The 16,561-nt window shown below is 46.3% G+C and carries 11 protein-coding genes and 2 pseudogenes; 4 read left to right on the top strand and 9 right to left on the bottom strand.

The genetic code is table 11. The features are described 5' to 3' along the window. Positions 1–62: 62 nt before the first annotated feature. Entirely contained in the window at positions 63–446 is a 384-nt protein-coding gene (locus D5E69_RS11770) for a VOC family protein (RefSeq protein ID WP_159129693.1), read from the bottom strand. A gap of 109 nt (positions 447–555) precedes the next feature. Here D5E69_RS11770 and D5E69_RS11765 point away from each other — a divergent pair, with 109 nt between their 5' ends. The 3 genes and pseudogenes from D5E69_RS11765 to D5E69_RS11755 all read left to right on the top strand — a co-directional run bounded on the left by D5E69_RS11765 (position 556) and on the right by D5E69_RS11755 (position 3,000). Beyond that, a complete protein-coding gene (locus tag D5E69_RS11765) occupies positions 556–1,032 on the top strand; it encodes an NUDIX hydrolase (protein WP_159129692.1) in 477 nt (158 codons plus the stop codon). After that, a pseudogene (locus tag D5E69_RS11760) lies at positions 1,033–1,607 on the top strand (DUF4256 domain-containing protein). A gap of 118 nt (positions 1,608–1,725) precedes the next feature. After that, the gene (locus tag D5E69_RS11755) at positions 1,726–3,000 is read left to right on the top strand and encodes a hemolysin family protein (RefSeq protein WP_159129691.1); all 1,275 of its coding nucleotides are present in this window, start codon (positions 1,726–1,728) and stop codon (positions 2,998–3,000) included. Between the two features lie 1,459 nt (positions 3,001–4,459). Here the strand turns inward: D5E69_RS11755 and D5E69_RS11750 are convergent. The 3 genes from D5E69_RS11750 to D5E69_RS11740 form a co-directional block, all read right to left on the bottom strand. Continuing rightward, complete coding sequence (locus D5E69_RS11750; RefSeq protein WP_231593157.1) at positions 4,460–4,930, bottom strand: staygreen family protein; 471 nt, start codon at positions 4,928–4,930, stop codon at positions 4,460–4,462. 76 nt (positions 4,931–5,006) lie between these two features. Then, on the bottom strand, positions 5,007–5,768 hold the full coding sequence (locus D5E69_RS11745; protein WP_249931483.1) for a YybI family spore inner coat protein: 762 nt from the start codon (positions 5,766–5,768) through the stop codon (positions 5,007–5,009). Positions 5,769–5,867: 99 nt separating this feature from the next. Next, positions 5,868–6,758, bottom strand: a complete 891-nt coding sequence (locus tag D5E69_RS11740) for a DMT family transporter (RefSeq protein WP_048014469.1) — start codon at positions 6,756–6,758, stop codon at positions 5,868–5,870. Positions 6,759–6,888: 130 nt separating this feature from the next. On the opposite strand from D5E69_RS11740, the gene D5E69_RS11735 reads away from it, so the two are divergent. Next, entirely contained in the window at positions 6,889–8,265 is a 1,377-nt protein-coding gene (locus D5E69_RS11735) for an aminotransferase-like domain-containing protein (protein ID WP_048003662.1), read from the top strand. A gap of 75 nt (positions 8,266–8,340) precedes the next feature. Here D5E69_RS11735 and D5E69_RS11730 read toward each other — a convergent pair whose 3' ends face one another. The 5 genes and pseudogenes from D5E69_RS11730 to D5E69_RS11710 all read right to left on the bottom strand — a co-directional run bounded on the left by D5E69_RS11730 (position 8,341) and on the right by D5E69_RS11710 (position 16,434). After that, positions 8,341–9,768 (bottom strand): alanine/glycine:cation symporter family protein, encoded by a 1,428-nt coding sequence (locus D5E69_RS11730; protein WP_048003661.1) that lies wholly within the window; start codon positions 9,766–9,768, stop codon positions 8,341–8,343. 281 nt (positions 9,769–10,049) lie between these two features. Next, a pseudogene (gene parC, locus D5E69_RS11725) lies at positions 10,050–12,481 on the bottom strand (DNA topoisomerase IV subunit A). Then, on the bottom strand, positions 12,481–14,454 hold the full coding sequence (gene parE / locus D5E69_RS11720) for a DNA topoisomerase IV subunit B (protein WP_048003659.1): 1,974 nt from the start codon (positions 14,452–14,454) through the stop codon (positions 12,481–12,483). The pseudogene parC and the gene parE overlap by 1 nt, the downstream one beginning before the upstream one ends. A 225-nt stretch (positions 14,455–14,679) precedes the next feature. Further along, on the bottom strand, positions 14,680–15,087 hold the full coding sequence (locus D5E69_RS11715) for a CoA-binding protein (protein WP_048003658.1): 408 nt from the start codon (positions 15,085–15,087) through the stop codon (positions 14,680–14,682). A gap of 72 nt (positions 15,088–15,159) precedes the next feature. Continuing rightward, positions 15,160–16,434: a purine/pyrimidine permease gene (locus tag D5E69_RS11710; protein WP_159129690.1), complete on the bottom strand. Its 1,275-nt coding sequence runs from the start codon at positions 16,432–16,434 to the stop codon at positions 15,160–15,162. Between the last annotated feature and the right edge of the window lie 127 nt (positions 16,435–16,561).

Genomic DNA, 16,561 nt, shown 5'->3' with positions numbered 1-16,561 from the left:
GGTGGCATGTTGCTTCGATATGAAAGGATAGCCTGCTGACTGTCCAATTCCCCCTATGTTGTCTATTCGTTCTTGTAGGTAGAGAGTTCGAGCAGGTTGTTGTCCGGGTCACGTATGTAGATGGAACAGATGGGGCCAAGGGCACCGGTTCTTGTCACGGGGCCTTCTTCGATCGCTATCCCAAGAGCGGTGAGATGTCTTTGGAGGGAGTCTGGATCCAGACTGGAGATGAAGCACCAATCGGCACTACCGGGAGTCGGATGGGCTGCTTTAGGCTCGAATTCACGCTTGTATTCGTGCAAGTTGATTTTCTGGTCACCAAACGCCAAGGCTTTCCGACCATTTCCAAACGTTATTTCCTCCATTCCCAGTATCTCTGTGTAGAACCGAATGGAGTCTTCCATACTTGCGACTGTCAGAACAACATGATCCAACCGTTCAATCATTTCGATCATCCTTTCTATAGTAGATGAAGGCACTTTGACATGGCCGACACCAAAATGCTTTATTATCCAGTATAATATATAAATATAAGCATTATAAAGGGGGCTGAGGATGGACCATATCAAAGAACTTCGAAAATTAGTAAGGCACAGGCCTCTTATCTTAGCAGGATCAGTGGCGATCATTCTGAATCATCGTAAGGAAATTCTTCTTCAGCAAAGAACGGACGGAGACTGGGGACTTCCTGGCGGCCTGCTGGAATTGGGTGAAAGCCTGGAGGCAGCGGCAATCAGGGAAGTGAGGGAAGAAACCGGATTGGAAATCGGGCAGTTGCAGCTGCTTGGAATCCACTCAGGAGAAGACTACTATTTCAAACTGGCAAATCAGGACGAGCTATATTCTGTAACTGCGGTGTACGAAGCGGGTGACGTGAGGGGAACGATGAAGAAGGACGGAAGTGAATCCATCGATCTCAGGTATTTTTCACTTCAAAACCTCCCGAAAGGCGTTACCGATGAATATCTCAGCTACATAACACCCTATCTTGACCGTCTGCTTACGGATAAAAATATGAAAAGGGAGGAATGAATGATGACAGCATCCACAAATGAAGACAAGCACCTTTCCCATGAGGAGAGCGATAAACTGATAAATACATTGAAGGATCGCTTCCATACCCATATGCACCGACATGAAGGAATCGAATGGGAAAAGGTCGAGCAAACCCTGAGGGAAAGACCAGAAAAACTATGGTCATTGAATCAGATGGAGCAAACGTCGGGAGAACCAGATGTGATCGGAATAGAAGAGGGGGCAGCTACGTGTTTTGCGATTGTTCGAAGGAAAGCCCCAAAGGACGGAGAAGTACCTGTTATGACCTAAAGGCACTTGAGTCGAGGAAGAAGCATAAGCCGGAGCACAATGCCATGGATCTGGCGGCTTCCATGGGGATCCACATGCTGACCGAGGAGCAGTATCGATCCCTTCAGAAGCTAGATGAATTTGACCTGAAGACGTCGAGCTGGATACAGACTCCTCAGGATATCAGGGATCTGGGAGGAGCTTTATTCTGTGACCGCAGATACGACAAGGTATTCGTTTATCACAACGGAGCGGAGTCCTATTATGCTGCCAGAGGATTCCGTGGCATGCTCTATGTATGAGCTGAGCGGTTTCAGTAGTCAAATTACTGTACAGGAAGGAAACCGAACCGTATAATATGCCCTGAAGTTCATCCAATGAGGATGAAAACGACTGAACGATTAGGAGAGTGAACGTTTTTTGGACGATTTACCTGTTTTATCGATTGTTATACTTATTGTGTTGATCATGCTTTCTGCCTTTTTTTCATCAGCAGAAACGGCCTTCTCAAGTGTCAACAAAATTCGATTGAAAAACTTTGCTGACGAAGGAGTCAAGGGGAGTAAAAAAGCCTATAAGATCGCAGAAGACTTTGACCGTGCCCTTTCTACCATCCTCGTTGGAAACAATATCGTGAATATCGCAGCTGCCAGTATCTCGGCAAAACTTGCTACAGACCTTATCGGGGGAAATGCAGGGATCCTGATCAGTACGTTCGGAATGACGTTTTTGATTTTGACGTTTGGAGAAATCCTTCCAAAATCGTTGGCGAAAGAGCATGCCGAGCGATACTCACTGTCGATTTCCGGGATCCTTTATCTGCTGATTGTACTTTTGACGCCTGTCAACTTTATATTCATCAAACTGAAGGACTTTGTTTCGAGGATGTTTGCCAAGGGAGAAGGATTGCCTTCAGTCACTGAAGATGAATTAAAAGTGATGCTCGATATCGGTCAGGAAGAAGGCGTGATCGATTCTGAAGAGCGTGAATTGATCAGTCGCTCTATGGAATTCGATGATATTACCGTCTCTGAAGTCCTCACACCACGTGTGAAAGTGAAGGCAGTGGATATCAATCAACCGATCTCGGAGATCAAGGAATTTTTCTTTGAAGAACGATTTTCGCGGATTCCTGTGTATGATGGGGACATCGACACGATTGTCGGTATTCTCTCCGAGAAGGAATTTTTCACCCATCTGCTTAAATACGGCGATGTCAGCATAAAAGAATTGATCCGGGATCCCAAATTCGTTTTTGAAACAACCAAGATCTCTTCGTTGCTTCCGAAGTTGCAGAAAGAGAAGGTTCACTTAGCCATCGTGGTAGACGAATTCGGCGGGACCACGGGAATTATCACGCTCGAGGACATCCTAGAAGAAATCGTTGGTGAAATCTATGATGAACAGGATGAGGAAATCCAGCTCGTGACGAAGATTTCAGAGCACACCTACAGCTTTGATCCACAATTCCCGATCGATCAATTTTCAACCCTTTTCGAACTGGCTGAACCAGAGACAACCTACCACACGCTCGGTGGTTGGGTAGCTGAAAGGTTTGGAGAAATACCGGCAGTAGGGAACCAATTCTCTTATGAAAAGCTTACAGTCATTGTAGAGGATGTAGAAAATCGTAGAATAAAAAAATTAAAGGTGGAAGTGAACGAGATTTCCGAAGAAGAAACACATACAGATTGATTGATGATCTCGATCCCATCTCATAGCACCAGTTGGACATTACTGCGTAGCCAGTGTCGTCCGACTGGTGCTTTTTATGTGAGGAGGGGAAGGAAGAAGGGATTTAGTTTCAAGTTCGAGGAAAGGATTATCGATATCTTTTCACCCATGCAGGTTAGAAGGACTAATATACAAATAAAGGAAAAATAAAGAGGGGTGACGAATAGTAGTTGAAAGAGAATGTAATTAAGAGGACGTTTCTTCACATTGTCACACTATATGGTAAGAAGCCACGCAAGTTAAAACAGGTGAATGGAGTGGGGGTGGAGTGTTGTATATCGTTACTTTATATTCATTGTTAGCCACGATTACCTCAACAATGATCACATTTCTAGCTGGAATGTATTTTGATCCGAAAAGAGTTATGAAGTATTTCAGCATAACCTATTTTGCCTTCTGCGCGATTGGTATATTTTTTTATGGAATCAGAGAATTTTCGATGCTGGTGTACGCCTATATAGCTTCCTTGGTCGGGCTGTTTCTTTCGCAGCTATATAACAAGGCATACCGTCATCAAATGGACAAAGCCAGGAAGAATTAGATCAGAAATTTTTAAGTCTTGTGGATGGTTATTCTTTCGCACGTGAGAACTGGAGGTGAGGATTTTGGCTGATACACAGCGACACTCAGAAAACAAGGAGCAGTCACTGGAAGATTTTTTATACTTTATTGTGTTCACAATCGCTGTAGCATTTATTCCTTGGTTCAATGCCGCAGTGGGAATCTTATGGATCAGGCTCCTAATAGGGTTTATATGTGTTTGGATCTTGCTTCGAATAGTTAAGGTTTTGACCAAGTTTGGTGTGAAACAGGGTTTTAACCGGAAGTACACATTTTTTCCGCATTATATGATCTATATAGTGATTTATTTTTTGATCAAATATTGGTTAATAGAATAAGACCTTATCAATCTTTTTGTAGCGCTCATGGTAAACTAGGTTTTACAGTTCGACTACAAGGCTTACCAGTACCAGGACTTTATTCTGAGAAGAAAGCTACCTGAACATTTCTCAGGCATCTGCAACGAATGAATAATGTATTACAAATGGGGGATGGATGGTATGAGATAGTTACGCTTTTTCTAGTTTACATAATATTTATTATAGGAAGTTGTGTAGAATTCATTAATTATGTCTCGTATCAAAAGTATACTTATTTCAGTGAGACAAAATAAAAATTCGGATTTACTCTTTATAATGTCTATTAGCAATATCACTTGATCTTTTCTTATGCAGTCTTATTTACATAGTTGACTTTATGGCTCATTGTTCCAAAAATTCTTTGCTGAATCATTAACTTGCTGATTCTTTTCTGATTATAGTTGCTTTATGATAGCATCACTTTTGTCAGTAACAGTAAAATGTTCATTCTTATACTAAAAAAAACCATTTCTCACTACAATAAAAAAAGCATAAAGATATCAGCTATCCTTATGCTCAGATTGCCACACATATTGTCTGGGCGTTCCAAAATAAACCATTTGATCATACTCCGGGAAAACCGATTCAAAATGAATCGTGATCGGTGCATCCAGTAGCCATGGATGATAGGTGAAAAATCCAGCATCACCATTCACGATGGCTGCTAATGCGGTCCCCATCTCCCTTTTGAAGATCATGTAGCGAACCTGCGCCATCTGTCGGTCGAATTCCCCTCCAGAGATGTAAACGCGTCCATTAAGCCGGTATTGCCCATCCTCCCTCACCCATTCTGTCAGTACTTCATCCCTCATATAGGGATTGATGGCGGACACATCGTATTCACAGCCGATCGTCACATATAGCTCGCCCGTAGAATCGGAATGAGTCATAGTATATCTCCTGTGGTCAATCGGGGCAAAAATGGATGCAGGCGGGCTGTACGTGACATGCAGACGTCCTGGATCGATCATATTCACAGCATAAGCCTCCTTGTGGATTGATGGGCTCACATACCTTCAGAATATGACGAATGGGCTTGTAGGGTGCCTAGCGATCCGTTTTCCATACAATCTTCATGAGGTTCCACTTCCCGTCTTCATAATACCAATAAGAAGTGGCCGTACCGACACCATCTGCACGGTAGGCACCGCTGATCTGCTGATATCCTTTCAGCCCTTTTCCCTTCTTACCCCGTATCTTGGTTGGTTCAAAAAATGAAATCGGTGCAACCATGAGCTCCGTCGGTTCATTCAGGATGCCTTTTGTAAAGATGCCAAGCCGCTCGTAATCATCTTTCCGCTCCGAAAGGTCTACCGTATACGACTGTTGTGTGTCAGGGAAGGAAATGATCCCTTTATACTGATCTTCAAAATGTGCGTCAATCGTAATTCCCGAGGGAAGATCCAATTCCTGAATCTTTCCACCTTTCGCCGTATGAAGGGCATTCTCATACAAACCTCCACTCCCTCCGGTCGCCGCACGGTATAAAAGGTCTTTGACTCCGTCATGATTGAGGTCAGCAAACGTGATTTCCGGTTCGTAGCCTCCCTCATAATCGATTCTGAGTTTACTGCCTTCAGATGTTGAGATCGTGGCCCATATTTGTTTTAAAAACAGCGCATCAGGCTCAAATGGGATGGCGTTCAGTTTGATAATATCCCGTTTACCATCTCCAGTTACATCTTTTTTGTAGGTCTTGATTGTCATGGTCTCCGTTTGAGGAGGCTCAGTCAGGCTGTTCCCTGCAATCGCATGCAGAGACATCAGGAAAAAGGCCCCGAATGCAAAAAGCAACTCTTTTTTCATCATTCATTCGCTCCCCGCTATTTATATTCATTAGTATTTTCTCTCAATGCAGGGAAACTATGCGAACTATACAGAGCCTCTTTGTTCGGTTAAAGAACCTTTTTATGAAGAGCGCGGCTTAACGCCCTTCACCGGCGCATCTTTTCCAATTGTGACGCATAAGACCACGATGACTGCAAAGGCAATGGTCCACCAGGTGACGGGTTCTCCCAGAAAAAGGAATGAAAATCCAATCATGAAGAAGGGCTGTGCATATTGGAGTTGCCCTACTTTTGCAATGCCTCCTAAGGACATGCCCCCATACCATGCGACATACGCAAGGAATTGACTGATCACCCCAAGATAGAACAAGCTCAACCACGCCAGAGGTGGTGCCTTCAGCATATCAACATGTACATTCAAGACTACCGGTATGAGAAAAAATGGTGCACCGATTAGAATGGCCCATGCAATCACCTGCCAGCTGCCCAGTTCCTTTGCAAGTTTTCCTCCCTCCGCATAACTCAACCCCAGTATCACGACTGCAGACAATAGGGCTATATCCCCCATCTGGACGTGACCAAAACCTAGATGGACTGCATAGAGGATGACGGTAGTGGCAGCAATCAAGCTGGCCGTCCAGTAGCGTCTTGAAGGCTTCTCTCCTCCTCGCCAAATGGCGAATCCTGCAGTAGCAAGCGGTAAAAGAGCGAGCTCGACAGCTCCGTGGGATACAGGCAACGATTTCATTGCGAATGTCGTCAATAGGGGGAATGCCAGGACAGCACCTCCCGCTACGATCACTAAACTGGTTATATGCTCTTTGGCAGGCAAGGCCTGCTTCCTGAATGCAAAAAGAAGGCAGACCATGACCGCCGCTATGATCGTCCTCCCCAATCCCACAATGGTTTGACCAAAGTACGGAACCGCGAATCGGGTAGCAGGCAGCGTCAAACTGAAGGCAATGATCCCTATCAAACCAAGGAGCATTCCCTTATTGAATGGATATTTCATCTTGTTTCTCCTTCCCAAGTCCTTTGTAGTCATTCATAATGCTAAGTACAGATGATTGTAATCCGCATTGCTTATTTTTCATATGATGGAATTAGTCAACTGTCCTGGGACAGATGAGAGGAGCCGCAGCATGTCAGCAACAAAATACATACACATCGTAGATTGGGTGATGCATGAATTGGATCAAAACCGTTTGCATTCTGGTGGAAAACTACCATCGGTACGGTCCCTGGCCATTCAATTTCAATGCAGCAAGAATACGGTTGTCAAAGCATTAGAAGTGTTGAAACAAAGGCATATCCTGTATACCAAGGAGAAAAGCGGTTATTTTGTTGTCGATGACTACAAGAAGCCGCATATGTCAGATGTCCAGATTGATTTTTTATCGGCTGGTCCCGATCCCGCCGTATTGCCCTATGAAGATTTCCAGCACTGCATGAACCAAGCCATTGACCGTTATAAAGAGCAGTTGTTCACTTATAATGATGTCAAAGGGCTTCCTTCACTGAGGAATGAGCTTGTATGCTATCTGCAAAATCTGCAAATATTCACCAAGACCGATCATATTGTGATCACCAGTGGTTCTCAACAAGCCTTGCATATACTATCGTTGATGCCTTTTCCGAACGGGAAGAAAACGATTCTCATTGAACAACCTACCTATTTTGGGATGATCGATGTCCTGACGCTCCACCGGATTCCGACCATCGGAATAAGTCTGTCAAAGCATGGAATCGATTTTGAAGAGCTTGAAAGAACGTTTAAAACAGGAGATATCAAATTCTTTTATACCGTACCTCGCTGCCATAATCCGCTTGGTCATCATTATACGAATGCTGAAAAGAAAAAAATCGTGTCCCTCGCCGAGAAATACGATGTGTATATAGTCGAAGATGATTACTTGGGGGAACTCGATACCGATCCAAAAGCCGATCCGCTCTATGCCCATGATCAGAATGATCGCGTCATTTATGTAAAGAGTTTCTCTAAAGTGTTCCTTCCTGGATTGAGATTGGCTGCTGTCGTTCTTCCGGCGGAACTCCTCCCCTCCTTTTCACAGTACAAATTCAGTGCGGATTTCAATACTTCCCCTCTGACTCAAGGAGCATTGGAAATCTATTTGCGAAACGGGATGTTCCACTATCATATCCAACGGGCCAAAGAGGTATATGCAACGAAACTTTCCCTTGCCACCGATGCCTGTAAAACGTATCTGCCTCTCGACGTACACTATACTAAGCCGGTAAGCGGCTTTTATCTGACCATCTTTCTACCTGAGCGAGTCAAAGCGGAGCGCCTGACATGCATGCTCGCTGAGAGGGATGTTCAGGTTGCCGATACTTCCAGGATGTTCTTGTCCCATAATCAAGGCGAGGCCATAAGAATCAGCATCTCTCAGGTGGATCAACAATATATCAGTGAAGGGATCTTCCATATTGCTGAGTGCATAAAAGCATTACAACAGAATGCTACATTCAATCCTTTATCGCTGACCTCCAAACGATAATTGGTCATATAAAAAGGTCGATTCCGGAATGGAATCGACCTTTTTGAGATGAGTCACGCACTAGAATGAGCCATGTCAGTTAATCTTTTTTTCTTGTTTAGGTTTTGGATCCCAGCTTTCGATTCCTTTCAGTCCTTTAATGGAATCGGAGTAGAAGACCGGATCTTTCCCTTCTTTCTTCTGTTGTCGGTAATCCTTCAGAGCCGCAATGGCAATCCTACCGAGCAGCGTAATGGCGATGAGGTTGATGATGGCCATCACGCCCATGAAGAGATCTGCCAGGTCCCAAACGACTTGCAGATCGACCATTGCACCGAAGATGACCATGCCCAGGACCGCTAATCGGTAAAGGAAGAGTGTGACGGGACTGTACTTGATGAATTCGATGTTGGTCTCACCATAATAGTAGTTTCCGATGATTGAGCTGAAGGCGAACAGGAAGATGGCAATCGCAACGAACGTATTGGCCCATCCCCCTACGTGCGTGGTGAGGGCTGCCTGGGTCAGCTGAATGCCGTCTGTACCACCCATGTACTCATTCGATAGGATGATGATGAATGCTGTCGACGTACAGATGATCAGGGTGTCTGTGAATACACCTAACGTCTGGATGAGTCCCTGTTTTGCTGGATGGGTGACCCCTGCGCTTGCCGCTGCATTCGGAGCACTCCCCATACCGGCTTCATTCGAGAAGAGTCCCCGTTTGATTCCCAGCATGATAGCCGCTCCGACCGATCCGCTTGCGACTTCCCTGATACCGAATGCATTTTCGAATATAAGGGCGATCATACCCGGGATTTCTGTCACATTTAGGATCAAGATGAACAATGCCAGTAAGATATACAAGATTGCCATGACAGGTACGACAATCTGCGTCACACTGGCAATCCTCTTGACGCCACCGAAGATAATCACAGCCGTGAGTACAGCCAGGATGATGCCGATGGTCAAACGATCGAACGAATAGGCTTCATTCATGGCCAGAGAGATCGTATTGGATTGAACCGAGTTGAAAACGAGCCCGAAACAGAATGTGATGATGATGGCGAATAGGATCCCCATCCATCTTGCATTGAGTCCCTTCTCCATATAATAGGCAGGACCTCCACGGAAGCCGTCCTTCCCGTCCTTGACCTTGTAAATCTGAGCGAGTGTACTTTCAATGAAGCTGGTCGCTCCTCCCAAAAGGGCAATCAGCCACATCCAGAACACGGCCCCGGGACCTCCTCCAGCTATGGCCGTGGCAACCCCTGCAAGGTTCCCTGTGCCGACCCTGGATGCCGTACTAATGGTGAAGGCCTGGAAGGAAGATATGCCCCGCTTCCCTTCAGCCGAAACGGTATTCTTGTCCGTCAACAGCCTCCCCATTTCCTTGATATATCGGAATTGTACGAAATTTGTCCGTATGGAAAAATAGATTCCTAGTCCGATCAAACCTGCAATAAGTATGTACGTCCAGATGATGTCGCTCGTTCCGGACATGATTTTGTTGAATAATTCCATCTAATTCCTCCCGTATGTAATCTCAAAGTTGATTTACCCTCATTCTTTTTGTCTAATCCCTTTCTACACATTTTTTCCATAAAATCAGAAAAAACCTAAAAGCGGGTGAGATACCCTAGGTTTTTTTATAATTTACCTTATCCAACTTTATTAGTCCATGGTAATTCGGTCCAGAATGTGTACTGTACCTGTGACTTATGACCTTGATCGCTATATAAAAATCCACCCTGAAGATGGACATGCCGTCCTCCGGGTGGATTTTTTCATTTCGCTTTATTTTGCTACTCTTGATCGGATAATGGTTCGGCCCACAGCTTGGTTACCGCCCCGCTGTCTCCTTCATCAATGACAAATGAGCCGTTGGAGTATCGATCGTTGAACCGGATTGATGATACCTGTACCGTTTCAAGCTTCCCTTTGCTGGTGAGCAGAGTGACACTTTGTTTATCTGAAACAATTTCAGCACCAGATACGCGGTGAGGATTCGATTTGAGCTCCCTCAACATGATGACTCCGCGCTTGGCCCTGCCCGTTTTTTCGAACTCTGAGAGCTTCATCTTCTTGATGGCACCGCGATGAGTCGCGAGTACGACCGCTTGTTTCTCCAGATTTGTGATGATCTTACCTGAAACGACGAAATCATCATCTTTCAGGTTGATTCCTTTCACTCCCGCTGCACGCGGTCCGACCGTATTGACTTCCTCTTCGGCAAACCAGAGTCCATAACTGCTGTTGGTGGCAAGGAAGAGGTCATGTGACCCATCCGTAACATGTACATCCACGAGCTCATCGTCCCCCTTTAGATTGATGGCGACGAGTGGACGGGAATAGCGCTGTGCCTTATACTGCAGCATCTCTGTTTTCTTCACCATTCCGTTTTTGGTGATGAACATGAGGTACAGGGATGGATCGAATTCTTTAACCGGTACCGCTTTTAGGACCTGTTCGTCCTTATCAATCGGTACGATATTACCGATATGCTGGCCAAGGTCCTTCCAGCGGATATCCGGCAGTTCGTGAACCGGGCAGTAAACGTAATTACCTTTGTTCGTGAATACGAGAAGGACATCCGTCGTATTCATTTCGTATTGGCCGAGGAGCCTGTCGGTTTCCTTCATGGCGAGGTCCTGACCGTTGGATGCCGAGTAGGAACGGAGACTTGTCCGCTTGATGTACCCGTCGCTGGTGACGGTCACCATGACATCTTCACTTGCAATCAATACTTCGAGATTGATTTTAAGCTCTTCGATCTGATCTTCAATGACGGTACGGCGGTCATCGGCGAACGTCTTTTTGATTGCTTTCAGTTCTTTCTTGATGACACTTGCGAGTTTCGACTCACTTGCCAGTATCGCACTCAATTCTGTGATCAGCTTATCAAGCTCTTCCGCTTCTTTTTGAAGCGCCGTGATATCCGTATTGGTCAGCCTGTAAAGCTGGAGGCTCACGATGGCTTCTGACTGGGCCTCCGTGAAGGCGAATTCACTGATCAGGTTGTTTTTGGCGTCCCGTTTATCCTTGGATGCACGGATGGTTGCAATCACTTGATCCAGGATCGACAGTGCCTTCATCAGTCCTTCTACGATATGCTGGCGGTCCTTTGCCTTATTCAGATCATACTTCGTCCGATTCGTCACGACTTCTTTCTGATGGACGATATAGGAATCGAGAAGCTGACAGAGTCCCATCAGTTTAGGGCGTCGATTCGAGATCGCCACCATATTGAAGTTATAAGTAATCTGTAGATCGCTGTTTTTGTACAGGTAATTCAGTACACCCGTGGCATCTGCATCTTTCTTAAGTTCCACCACGATGCGAAGCCCCTGACGGTCCGTTTCATCACGCACTTCGGCAATGCCTTCCACTTTACGGTCGACCCTGAACTCATCCATTTTCTTGACGAGATTGGCTTTGTTGATTTCGTATGGAATTTCCGTAATGACGATCTGCTGCTTGCTTCCGCGGATGCTTTCAATCTCCGCTTTACCTCGTACGACGATTTTTCCTTTGCCTGTTTCGTACGCCTTCCTGATGCCGTCGATGCCCTGGATGATCCCTCCTGTCGGAAAATCAGGGCCTTTCAGGACGGTCATCAATTCTTCCACCGTACTGTCAGGACGATCCATCCTCATGATGGCTGCATCGATCACTTCTCCGAGATGATGCGGGGTATATCCGTTGCATACCCGGCCGAGATCCCTGTCGAACCATTCACCAACAGGTTCGGGAAGCGGGACGGAAGGACGGTGGGCTCTTCGGAGGTGTCATCAAAGTTCGGGATGAAATCGACAGTCTTTTTGTCGATATCCCTTAAAAGTTCCATGGAAATGGCGGAAAGTCTGGCTTCTGTATAACGCATGGCAGCGGGAGGATCGCCGTCGATGCTCCCGTTATTCCCGTGCATTTCAACAAGATACTTCCGGACTTTCCATTCCTGGCTCATCCTCACCATGGCATCATAGACCGATGTATCTCCGTGGGGATGGTAGTTACCGATGACATTACCGACCGTTTTAGCCGATTTTCTGAACCCTTTTTCCTGCGTGTTGCCGTCCACATACATCGCGTAAAGGATCCTGCGCTGAACTGGTTTCAATCCATCACGCGCATCGGGCAGGGCGCGTTCCTGGATGATGTATTTACTGTAACGACCGAAGCGGTCTCCGATGACCTCTTCAAGAGGCAGATCTTGATAGCGTTCCACTGATGTCATTATTGCCCCTCCTCTGCGACCATGATGTTCTCATTCTCAAGAATGCTTCCTTCTTCTTCAAGACCGAAGGCAACGTTGCTTTCGATCCACTTCCGCCGTGGCTCGACCTTATCGCCCATCAGCGTGGTGACACGGCGTTCCGCTCTGGCAGCATCATCGATTTTCACGCGAATGAGAGCCCTTGTTTCGGGATCCATCGTCGTTTCCCACAGCTGATCGGCATTCATTTCACCCAGTCCTTTGTAGCGCTGGATCATATATCCTTTTCCGATTTTGGAGACGGCGCCCTTCAGCTCTTCATCCGTCCATGCATACTCGATCTTTTCCTTCTTCCCTACGCCTTTGCTCACTTTATAGAGGGGTGGAAGGGCGATATACACCTTTCCTGCTTCTACAAGGGGTTTCATATAGCGATAGAAGAACGTCAGTAAGAGGACTTGGATATGGGCACCATCTGTATCGGCATCCGTCATGATCACGATCTTATCGTAGTTGATATCATCCACATTGAACTCAGGGCCAACTCCGCCGCCGATGGCATGAATGATCGTGTTGATTTCTTCGTTCTTGAAGATGTCGGCAAGCTTGGCTTTTTCCGTATTGATTACCTTTCCCCTTAGAGGAAGGATCGCCTGGAATTTCCTGTCTCGACCTTGTTTTGCTGATCCACCGGCGGAATCACCCTCCACTAGATACAGTTCATTCCGCTCAGGATTCCTGGATTGTGCAGGCGTCAATTTGCCGGATAATACAGTTTCGGACCTCTTCCGCTTTTTCCCGTTCCTTGCTTCTTCCCTTGCTTTTCGTGCTGCTTCACGCGCCTGTGCGGCTTTGATGGATTTTTTGATCAGCAATGAGCTTGTGTCGGGATTCTCCTCTAGAAAATAGAGCAAATGCTCGGACACAACGGCATCGACTGCAGAACGTGCTTCACTTGTCCCTAGCTTCCCTTTCGTCTGACCTTCGAACTGGAGGAGTTCTTCCGGTATACGGACGGAAACGATGCTTGAAAGTCCTTCCCGGATATCGGTTCCTTCAAGATTTTTGTCGCGGTCTTTCAGGATGCCTGCTTTCCGTGCGTATTCATTGAACACCCTTGTCATGGCCGTTTTGGCTCCAGCTTCGTGTGTTCCTCCGTCCTTGGTGCGGACATTGTTGACGAAGGAGAGGATGTTTTCTGAGAAGCCATCGTTGAATTGGAAGGCGAACTCAACTTCGATTGTATGGTTCTCCCCTTCGAAAAAGGCGACTTTATGAAGGTTGTCCTTCTCCTCATTCAAGTACTCCACAAACGCCTGTATTCCGCTTTCATAATGGAATACATCCTTTTGATCATGTCGTTCATCAATAATTTCGATTTTAAACCCTTTAAGCAGGAAGGCTGATTCCCTGAGGCGCTCACAAAGAGTGTCATAATTATAGGTGGTTGTGCTGAAGATGGTCGGATCGGGCTTGAAGTGGATCTTTGTTCCGGTCTTTTTTGTCGTCCCGATCTTCTCAAGCGTCGTCTCAGGCTTCCCCCCGTTGATAAACTTCTGCTGATACTTTGTTCCATCCCTTTCAATGGTGACGGTCAGCCACTCTGATAGGGCATTGACGACGGATGCACCGACTCCATGAAGGCCTCCGCTCGTCTTGTAACCGCCCTGTCCGAATTTCCCTCCGGCGTGAAGGACCGTCAGGATGACCTCCGGAGTCGGTTTACCAGAACGGTGCATTCCAGTAGGCATCCCGCGCCCTTTATCTTGAACGGAGATACTATTATCTTTATGTATGGTGACGATGATCTCGTTTCCGAAACCGGCCAACGCCTCATCCACCGAATTATCCACGATTTCATATACCAGATGATGAAGTCCCCTTGTATCAGTCGAACCGATGTACATCCCCGGCCGTTTCCTTACGGCTTCAAGGCCTTCTAATACTTGAATGGCATCATCATTGTAATCCATGGTCTTTTTCTGACTGGCCACGAACATTCCCCTTTCAACACTTTCACTTACTTGTTTATGTACTACTATATCATAAGAACGCATGTTCGTTCACCCGTAAAATGGTGAACCACTATGCTTTATTTTAGCGTTATATTTGAAATTCGCAAATGAAAATCCCTGAATTTACATAATCCCGGATAACATTTTTCTGCAGAAATGTCACAGAAAAAACAAGCGGCATCATTCGCCGCTTGCCTGTAAATCCTATCTGGTTAAGGCATGTTCCACTTTGATACAACGATCCATGATGACCGTATACCCTTTTTCTTTGAGGAAGGAATAGGCCTCCTCATTCACAACACCGAGCTGGGACCAGAATACCGGCGAATCGATCTCATCAAATTCGCGGGCAATTTCAGGTAGGAATTCAGAACGTCTAAAGACATTGACGATATCGACAGGACCCTCGATGTCTTTTAAACTGCTGACAGCCTTCACCCCGAGAGCGGACTCGATCGTTGGATTGACAGGGATGATTTCATAACCGCTGGCCTGCATCGCCTGGGAGACGGTATAGGAGGTCCTGGCGGGATTATCACTCAGTCCGATGACGGCTATCCGTCTCGACCGTTTCAGGATGCGACCGATTTCTTCTCTACTTGGATTCTCCATGGTTGATAACCTCCTTTAAACATCACTATTCCCTTATTTCTCCACCCTAATCTTGAATTCCTTTTGATTTTGTTAAGTATTTTTTTTCATCAGGATCTGTTCCGTTATGATGGCTACGATGGTGCCGAGAATAAGCCCGTTATTCAAAATTGATGCCGCGATGACAGGAAGACCTTCAAAAGCACTGGCTGGAACACCCATGGCACCTACACCGATGATCAAAGCGATTCCGGCTGTGAAGTGGACGCGATCCACTTCTTTGACCTTTCTGTATTCATCGAGGGCGAGGCCGACCATCTTGATGAAGATGACCGTGGTCACCGCATAACCGACGGGTGCCGGCAGACTGGCGAACACATTCATCACTTTCGGTACGAAGCTTGCGATGACGATGATGATGCTTCCGAGGATAAACGGAAGCGTAGAGAAAAGCCTTGTAGAAGCAACGAAACCTGCAGCACCTGAGATCGGGACAGAGCCGATCGCGGAGAACCCTCCGCCGAGGAGCTGATTGATACCCGCAGCAATACCACTTTGCGTATAGCGTACCGGTACCTCCTTACCGCTTTTTTTCATCACTTCTTCCATGACCCGTATCGAAGCGATCATATTCGTCGTTAACAGGAAGGTGATGAAGATGGCTGTTACAATGATTCCCGAATCGAATACCGGTCTTCCGAAGGCAAACACCTCCGGAAGGGAGAACCAGCTGCTCGAAACAGACGTGGTCTTGGTCAGCCCTAAGAGACCAAAGATGATCCAGCCGCCGATCAAGGCGAAGATGATCGAATATCTCTGGAGCCATTGAACCTTATGCCCTTGTAGATAGAGGGCGATGAGGATTGTCAGTGCGCTGCCGAGCAGAACAAGCCAGTCAAACGGCTGCCCTTCATGCTGGATGCCAAACATTCCCTTGACGAATGATCCGCTCAGCTGCAGGATCAAGAGCATGAGGTAGACAAATGTAATCGTGGGGGTGAAAAGAGAGGTCAGTTTTTTCAATAAACCTGTCAACGACAGGATAATAAAGATGATTCCGCTTACAATCATCCCCCCTTGAAGAACGCCCATCACTTGACTGTGCGACTCGTACAGCGTTCCTGCGAATCCGGCATATATGGAAAATACACCCCACCACAAACCCGCGGGTCCTTCATTAATCGGCAGTCTATGCCCGATAAGCGCCTGAATCAGACTTGCGGCACCTAATACAAAAATGGTTCTCTGGATGAATCCAGCCGTCTCGGCAGGAGACAGCTGGAAGAGGTCGGCAATCGCAATGGGGGCGGCAATGGATCCTGCGATCATGAATGCCATCCATTGGAATGCGGCTAAGACGAGTTGCATGTTGACACCTTCATTTCTATTTTCTAGTCTAACGATTCATTTTAACATAACTGTGCCTCTATGGATCATATGTTATACAAAGAGGATTCACTATCTACTTTTAAGAACAGGTACTAATTTTTACAGT

It is taken from the genome of Rossellomorea marisflavi (genome assembly GCF_009806575.1).
GTDB classification, from domain to species: domain Bacteria; phylum Bacillota; class Bacilli; order Bacillales; family Bacillaceae_B; genus Rossellomorea; species Rossellomorea marisflavi_A.
Note: the sequence above shows the minus strand (reverse complement) of the source record. Positions and strands in the feature narration are given on the sequence as shown.